This is a genomic window from Candidatus Cloacimonadota bacterium (assembly GCA_021734245.1).
Lineage (GTDB): Bacteria > Cloacimonadota > Cloacimonadia > Cloacimonadales > TCS61 > B137-G9.
Map to the genome: position 1 here is coordinate 1 of JAIPJH010000116.1, position 7,598 is coordinate 7,598.

The following is a 7,598-nucleotide window of genomic DNA, read 5'->3' on the forward strand; positions in this document are numbered from 1 at the left end:
ACGATACCCGCCAGGAACAAAATCAAAGCCGCTGCTGCCGAATTGGGGATCATTTTCCAAATCTCCATTACTCCAGAGATCGGCTCTTCCTGCCAGTTTACTTCCTTCGTTTGTCCCTCTATATCCGGTATCATTTGCTTCTGTTTCACTCATGCCAAGTTCCATTTCCAGGATCATTATTTCTGCATCACCTGGTACATGCCAGCCATCTGCGAAACCTCTATCATCACTTGCTGCATACCAGTTATAAAGGTAACCGTAATTATCTACATTACCTTCATCGTTATTATAAGCGCAGTATGCTCCACTTGATGTGCTTGTCCAGTCATTATCACTTGTAAGATGATCTATGGCATCTCCATTCCAATAACGGGTGGTTTTTAAATTAGTTGTTGTCCACCATTGATCTCCTATCTGAACTACTTCATAAACATTTCCATCATAATCAACGCAGAGTATCTGCATTGTAATGCTCTGAGTTGCTGTATTTCCCTGTGGTAATTCTGCATTATAGGCATAGATCATATATTCATAAGTTTCTTCTTCAGTTAAGCCTGTATCTTCAAAGCTGGTAATATTTATACCAAGTTGAGCTATCTCATTCCACGAGCCGCCTGCCAGTCTTCTTTCCAGCTTAAATCCTTCTTCATCACTGAATCCATTGTAACTCCAAGTTAAACTGCAAGATGTTAATGAACTTTGTTCTACGTTAAAATCAGTCGGGGCGGGAAAGGTCATATTGATCTCACCTGTTATTGATGTAGAGCTATTTTCACCAGAATAGCCGTAAACTCGATACTGATATGTGGAATTAGCATTTAAGCCTGTCTCGGTTAAACTGGTAGCATTTTCTCCCAAAGTCTGATATGGTACTACCCAGTTCTCTGAGTCCTTCTTGCGATCTATTTTAAAACCCTCTTCGCCTGTACTGTTATCATTCCAGCTTAGTTCACAGGAAGTTATAGAAGTGCCGTTTATATCCAAATCAGTCGGGGCGGGAAAGACAACACCTGGATCTATTAAATTGTTGAATTCGTGTTTATCACAAGAAATCATAAGTAAGATCACTATTATCATTATTAATGTAAAAATTCTCATTTGATCCCCCTATTTCTCTATCTTACCGTTATAAACAACCGATTTTATCCAACTGAAAACAGCGTAAACTGCAGCACCGGAAGCTGCGTAATAACAGTAATTTCTATAGTTTTCATAATCTTCAGTTTTTTGTTTGTAATTAAGAGCAGAAGAAGATGTGGCAGCATTTTCATAATCATCAAAATGGCTATTAGATTGCATATTGCAGTAAACACCACCACCAGCCATAAGAGCTGTGGCAGCCATACCGATCCAGCCTTGAGTACGCCATTTATTTCGTTTGGCAAGAAGCGAACCAGAGTAGGTGTCCAGTTCAAAAGTAAGTGTTTTTGTGTCTCCTTCTTCTAATGACACATTCTTGGTTAATTCCAGGTATTTGGGATGTTTAAGAGAGATTTCATAATCACCATAAAGCAGTTCCAGAACTGAAGGAGTTTTCTTTTCCGATTTTTTATCATCTACAAATATTTCTGCACCTCTTATCTTTTGGTCTGGCTCTCGTTTATCTACTGCAAAAACAGAGACACTACCCAGTCTTGGAATGGGCTGTAGAGTTACGTCTGTTGTTTCACCAATGTTCACGAAAACAGTTTTCTCATCTGGTATGTGTTTTTCTCTTTCTGCTTTAATTGAATATTTTCCTGCTTTTAAGTTTCTTTTAACTTCATTTGAGCTGTAGATTTCGTTGTTAACGTAAATATTACAATCCTGTGCTTTTACCCACAGGGTTCCAAAATCTTTAGTTAAGATCAGAAGTTCTTTCTTATCATATTCCGGTGTAATGGTTACAGTTTTGGAGCTGCCGCTCCAGAGTTCTTTCTCAATTCTTATTTCGTAGGTTCCCGCAACTCTCATTTCATCTAAATAAGGTGTGGTTCCAACATCTTCGCCATCAATAAAAACGGTAGCTCCCTGCTCTGGGGCAGAATCAATTTCCAATCCGGCAAAATTTGGTTTAAGTTCAACATTGAAGGTTGGTTCATCACCATCGTTAATAACAAAAGTTTCCTGATGTGTTTTGTATTTATTATAAGTAATACGAAAAATGTGATCTCCACTGGGTATTTTTTCTTTACTGAGTGGTGTTTTTCCAATGAGTTTCTCATCCAGATAGACATCGGCATTGGTTGGATTACTGGTAACTTGCCAATAGCCGAATTTTGGCTTTAGTTTTATCGTGGGTATATCCAAAGTCTGTCCGGCTTCCAGAGAAAAAGTTTTTGAAGTAGTGTGATAAAGCTCTTTTCGTAGGGTAAGAGTATATTCTCCGGCATAATGATTGCCCTGATAAGAACCGCTGGTTGAGCCTACTTTCTGTCCGTTCAACTCAACATCAGCTCCTTCCGGATCAGATTGGATGATGACAATTCCAGGAGAAGAAAATCTTACGTTACTGGAACCTTCTTCCATTGTGATCTCTATAAGATCATTGTCCTGTAGAACAACTTCCTGCTCTACAGTTTTATATCCTTCTTTTTCAAACTTGAAATTGTGAGTTCCCCTTGAGATGCTGAATTGAGCAATGGTTGAAGGCGTTTTGATGGGGGCTTGATTATCTCTGGTGATATATACACCTTCTACATTGATGTTGAAAGTAAGATCAACCACGTTATCTACTTCTTCAGCTCCGTAGCCTTTACCCATAAGCGTCATGGAATAAACGGTATTCTCTTTTAAATTAACTGGAATTTCGTAATTCTTCCGGGCAAATCCGGTTTTGTTAAAGTAGAGTCTTTTATCGCCAGCCGAAAGGTAAACCCAGACTTCACCAATTTTGTTCACAACAGCAACGGGAGTTCTGTTAGATTCAATTTCATCAAATGGTATGAGATCTGTGCTAATCTTAATGAGAGCACAAGGGTTGCCACTCATATCAGTTTTAGGTGATTGCCGCAGGGTTAGATCTCCCATTTCTTCCATTAATGGTTTTGTGATAACCATTTCTGCTGAAAACAGAACAGAAGAGATAAAAAGAAAAAATAATATCAATTTTAATTTCATAGATTATTCTCCAATAATATTTTTACAGATCTCTTATTTGGTGAGGAATAAGTTAAAACTCAATTACCGTTCCGGTTCTTAATATTTCATCAACAAAAGGTGTATGGTTTTTTATATCGCTTGAAGCAAATGGGTGTGGTTCTATTCGGAGATCTATTTTTCTTCTGAGTTTCATTAATTCGATCTGTGTTTCAATAGCATCTTCCAGCTTTTCAAAGAAAATAGCAATATCTATGTCACTTTCCTCTTTGGGGTTTCCATTTGCATAAGAACCAAATAGATAGGCATTGGTTAAGTTGTAATTCTGAGATTTAATGTATTTTAAAAATCTCTTTGCTAAAGCTAAAGCTGTTGCTTTATCCATTTTCTGATCTCCTCAATTTGTTGAATCCACTTTTCAGCGTATTCTTTTGTACATTTACGATAAAATTGTTGTTTATAATCATCATAACGAGCTCTAATGTTAAAAGTTGTAATAGTATCAAGCGTATCAAGCATTTCTTCAGAAAAATCAAGATCAATCTTTACAGCTAATCTGGAAAGATTGTGAATGAAGGGAGGATTGGCTTTATTTAGCTTAACAAACAGCGCTTTTAAAAGCTTTTCTATTACCAGGTGTCCTATGAAAAGTGCCCAGGAGTAATCTCCTTTTTCATATAAATGCTGCATAGCGACTGCATCTTTTTCTGAAGCTTCTATCCAAAATTTTATAATCTCAGTAAAATTCATTTATTCCCCGCAAAATCATTGATTAGGTAAATAAAAATCATCTAAACCATAAATGGAGCCATCAGCATTCTTTTCAGGTTGCCAGGTTCTAACGTAGATCTTCGGCTCATCCTGTTTTGTTAAATCGAACATCAAAAACAGGTAGCCTTCATCTGAATATCGTTGACTGTAGTAGTACTGGTGAATCTGTATTCCGAAAACTTTAGTTGTATCGCTATTCACTCGAGTCACTTTGTTGTCTTCGAAATGAAGATTTACATATTCATTACCCTCAAATACTGTTTTCAAATTACGGATATATTGCTGTTTTGAATATCTTACCGGCTGCCAGTTTCTACCCAGTTTTTTATACATATCATCAATGTTTTTATCATCTTCTTTCAGCATTTGTCCTACGATGATTAACGCATTGTCATCAAATATTTTTTCTATGAATTCAATATTCTCTGTACAGTATGCTGTTTTGTATTCTTCAATAAAATTTGCAATCAGGAATTTTTCTTCATCAGAAGCAACAACTTTGCCCAGGATATCGTCTTTTGCTTTATCTGATAAAGCAAAATTAACTTTTTCGATTTTGTCATCTTCATTAATTACAAAAACCAATTGCTCGTTGAATCTTCTTCCACTATTTGGGAAATCAAACTGTACCGGAAAACCTCGAATATAGGTTCTTCCATTTATTTTATCTGCATATAACTCTGGGCTGTCATCCAATATTTTTGCGTTTCCATAGATAATGATATCTTCAAAACTGCTTGATCCAGACTGAGTTAGGTTGTTAAGAACACAATCCATCTTTTTTGTTTTAATTGATTCGATAATATTGCTGGTAAGAGGGATGTATTTATCAACAGGAATTCCATAATCTACTGCTTTTATTTCGATTCTATCTGGTTCAGTTTCAACTATAGAAATCTCTTTTAATGGTATTTCGAATCTTGATTCTCTGAAAGCTGGACAGAGCATATCTTCCAGTACTTTTCTAAGATCAGCATTATGATTAGCTTTGAAAAGATCATTATACAATACGTTAATCTTCAGAATATCAGGAATTTCATCAAGATTACCCATAAATTCAAATAAAGCTTTTCCCTGAGAAACACCAACCGGAACCGACCAATCAGAACCCAGGTAATATTTTAGATCAAGATTTCGCACAGGTTGATTTTGAAAAAAAGCTGAAATATTTATCAATGTTAGATCATAATCAGGATCATACCACTTGTTTTCGATTTTCAAATCGATCAGACTATAAATACGCCTAATTCTATCTGGTAAGAATGTTACTAACGATTCTTCTTGAAAATTGAATGTCTCAGTTATTTTATCCCAATCTGGATGAGTTCTAAGAAGCACTAAAGACCAATAATAGTTCATCAAAGCATCACCGATTCTTAGTTCCTGTTCAGCATCATTTCCACGTCTGGCGTAATCTTTAATCAGCTTTTCTCGTTTAAAAAATATCTTGTTCTTTTCTTCTTTTTTAATGTATCGATAGACAATATATCTTCCATCCTCTTCAAAAATGCTTCTTTCTGCAGCATCTAAACGGGCAGAGGAATATGTATCAATTGCGGAAGAACAATATTCGCTAACTGTACCATTTTCTTCGGTAAGTATATCTTTGAATGATGCTTCTACTTGTATAGTAATTTGAGAAAGTAGATCTTTAATGGCAAGCTGATCAGATTTAGTTTCGGATGGGCTTTTGCCTATTCCAACTATCCAGTTTACATCGTTTCGCATTGCTTCTATCTCTGATCTTGAGTATGCTGTTAAACTTGCTGAGAAAAGGATCAAAATTAAAAAATAAATTACAATTTTTCTGTTTACCACATTTTCTCCCAATTAATTTATTTAGTTAATGTTGCTTAATTCAATAAGTAGAATCCGTCAATAACATTCTATGGTAACTCATCATAACTCGATTTGCTTTATACTATTACATATTCTTAATACCCCCATGAGAAGAAATAAATTTATTGATTGGGACAGAGTTAAATTCTTTAACAAAAAAGAATTTAACTGTAGATGCTGCGAAACAAGCAACATCTCAGCTAATCTGGTTTTGAAGCTGGATTTAGCAAGAGAACTGGCTGAAACTCCCTTTGTAATCACCAGCGGATATCGCTGTCCCAAGCACAACCAAGAAGTGGGTGGTGTTAAGAACTCTGCTCATGTTCAAGGTCTGGCAGTGGATATTGCTGTGCCTGATAACGTAGCACGTCTAAATATCCTTCGAGGTCTAATCATAGCAGGTTTCCGTAGAATCGGCATTGGCAAAGATTTTATCCATGCAGATATAGATAAATCAAAACCTAACAATCTCTGGTTATACGAGGTTTGATTATGCTTCCTATCGATACATCAACAGCAATCTCAATCCTTAACCTGAACGCAGATGACAGGATCATTGCAACCTTTGATCAGCATGCTCAGAAAGTAGTTTTACTGCTTAAGAGAATTACAGATGAAGATATCTGGAATGATCTGCAGGCTGATCTTGCTGATGAAGATACACAAAACTCCTTCAAGTTTGCTTATAGTTACTATTTATTGGTTTCTGCTGTTGAGTTTCTGAACCTTAAAACTCTGGGTGAAGGCATTATCAAATCCACTGGAATTGATCAGCAATCCACAGAGCTTCTCACCGGAAGCGAGATCAAATCATTCAAGAAGAATCTGGAAATCCAAGCTTTAGAGCTTATCTCAGAATATCTCAATGAAGCAGGTTTTGATCGATTGAAAGAGCTTAAAACCGGAAAATCCAAAATCAACCAAACCGGAATCAAGATAGCAGTAATATGACTGACATCGATAAAGAAATCCTCCGAGCAATCTTCAAAGCAATCGAAAGCAGACTGCACCGCATTGGCAGTGTAATCGAAGGAGAAGCTCGCAGACTAATTCTCCAGCAGGATATCAAAGACAAAGGTGATTTCCTGCAGAATACCGGATATGCAGTGCAATTCAACAATGCATCTATCGATCTGGTGGTTGGATCTAATGTTCCTCATGAGCAGTATGTCTTAGGTGGAAAGGTTCCTTCCTGGACTCCTATTGAACCACTCAAAGCATGGGTAGAACGCAAAGGTTTGTCATGGGTAGATAAGAAAACCGGAAAGCAGCTTTCAATAGAGCAGATAGCCTATATGATCCAATCTAAGATCAAACGAGAAGGCATTCCTGAACGCAACGTTTTTGCAGAAGTGATCAAGAATAAACAGCAATGGATCTATAGCCAGTTAGATAGCATCGAGGTAGTACTATGACCTTCCCTGAGAAAAGACAGAAGATCATTACTGCTCTGGAAAGCTCTGGAGTTTTAACAAAAAATATCTCTTTCAAGAAAGACAATATCCCCAGAGATTTTCCTGCTGCTATCGTCACTCTCAATGGCGAGAAAGGCATTAAACCTACTTCAAAAAGATTCTGTGAGTTTGAATATGATATCGCTGTTTTTCTGATTGTTGATGTAAATAACTCAAAAGACCCAGATGCTGATATTCTGGATTTAGCAAATACCTTTAAATCACAATATCGAACTATTCTCGGTAGTGATATTCCTAAGATCGATTACTATCCGGCACGAGCAGATTCCGGCAGAAAAGTCCGCATTGCCAAAGTTTATACGGTGGCAGAATGAGAGTTCAGAAGATTGGCGGATACCAGATCGGGATAGTAGATACAGCAGAATTACTATCCAAAAACTATGCTGCCAAAGCTGTAAATCTGGATTCTCTTAAATGGATTGGGAAGCAAAGAAT

At 36.7% G+C, this 7,598-nt stretch carries 9 protein-coding genes; 4 read left to right on the forward strand and 5 right to left on the reverse strand.

Features of this window, described 5'->3' with window-relative positions; genetic code table 11:
• From K9N40_12495 to K9N40_12515, 5 genes are all read right to left on the reverse strand, one after another.
• On the reverse strand, nt 1-1,098 hold a 1,098-nt coding region (locus K9N40_12495; GenBank protein MCF7815287.1), incomplete at its 3' end, for a fibronectin type III domain-containing protein.
• A 9-nt stretch (nt 1,099-1,107) separates the two neighbouring features.
• A complete protein-coding gene (locus tag K9N40_12500; protein ID MCF7815288.1) occupies nt 1,108-3,099 on the reverse strand; it encodes a PEGA domain-containing protein in 1,992 nt (663 codons plus the stop codon).
• 52 nt (nt 3,100-3,151) lie between these two features.
• Entirely contained in the window at nt 3,152-3,463 is a 312-nt protein-coding gene (locus K9N40_12505) for a nucleotidyltransferase domain-containing protein (GenBank protein MCF7815289.1), read from the reverse strand.
• Nucleotides 3,442-3,828: a HEPN domain-containing protein gene (locus K9N40_12510; GenBank protein ID MCF7815290.1), complete on the reverse strand. Its 387-nt coding sequence runs from the start codon at nt 3,826-3,828 to the stop codon at nt 3,442-3,444. The genes K9N40_12505 and K9N40_12510 overlap by 22 nt, the downstream gene beginning before the upstream one ends.
• A gap of 15 nt (nt 3,829-3,843) precedes the next feature.
• A complete protein-coding gene (locus K9N40_12515; GenBank protein MCF7815291.1) occupies nt 3,844-5,667 on the reverse strand; it encodes an LPP20 family lipoprotein in 1,824 nt (607 codons plus the stop codon).
• Between the two features lie 127 nt (nt 5,668-5,794).
• Here K9N40_12515 and K9N40_12520 point away from each other — a divergent pair, with 127 nt between their 5' ends.
• From K9N40_12520 to K9N40_12535, 4 genes are read left to right on the forward strand one after another with little or no spacing between them, the layout of a single operon-like run.
• Complete coding sequence (locus tag K9N40_12520; GenBank protein ID MCF7815292.1) at nt 5,795-6,178, forward strand: DUF882 domain-containing protein; 384 nt, start codon at nt 5,795-5,797, stop codon at nt 6,176-6,178.
• Nucleotides 6,179-6,180: 2 nt separating this feature from the next.
• Nucleotides 6,181-6,639: a hypothetical protein gene (locus tag K9N40_12525; protein MCF7815293.1), complete on the forward strand. Its 459-nt coding sequence runs from the start codon at nt 6,181-6,183 to the stop codon at nt 6,637-6,639.
• Nucleotides 6,636-7,103, forward strand: coding sequence for a hypothetical protein (locus tag K9N40_12530; GenBank protein ID MCF7815294.1), 468 nt, complete (start codon nt 6,636-6,638; stop codon nt 7,101-7,103). The genes K9N40_12525 and K9N40_12530 overlap by 4 nt, the downstream gene beginning before the upstream one ends.
• The gene (locus K9N40_12535) at nt 7,100-7,477 is read left to right on the forward strand and encodes a hypothetical protein (GenBank protein MCF7815295.1); all 378 of its coding nucleotides are present in this window, start codon (nt 7,100-7,102) and stop codon (nt 7,475-7,477) included. Before K9N40_12530 ends, K9N40_12535 begins: the two co-directional genes overlap by 4 nt.
• Nucleotides 7,478-7,598: the final 121 nt, after the last annotated feature.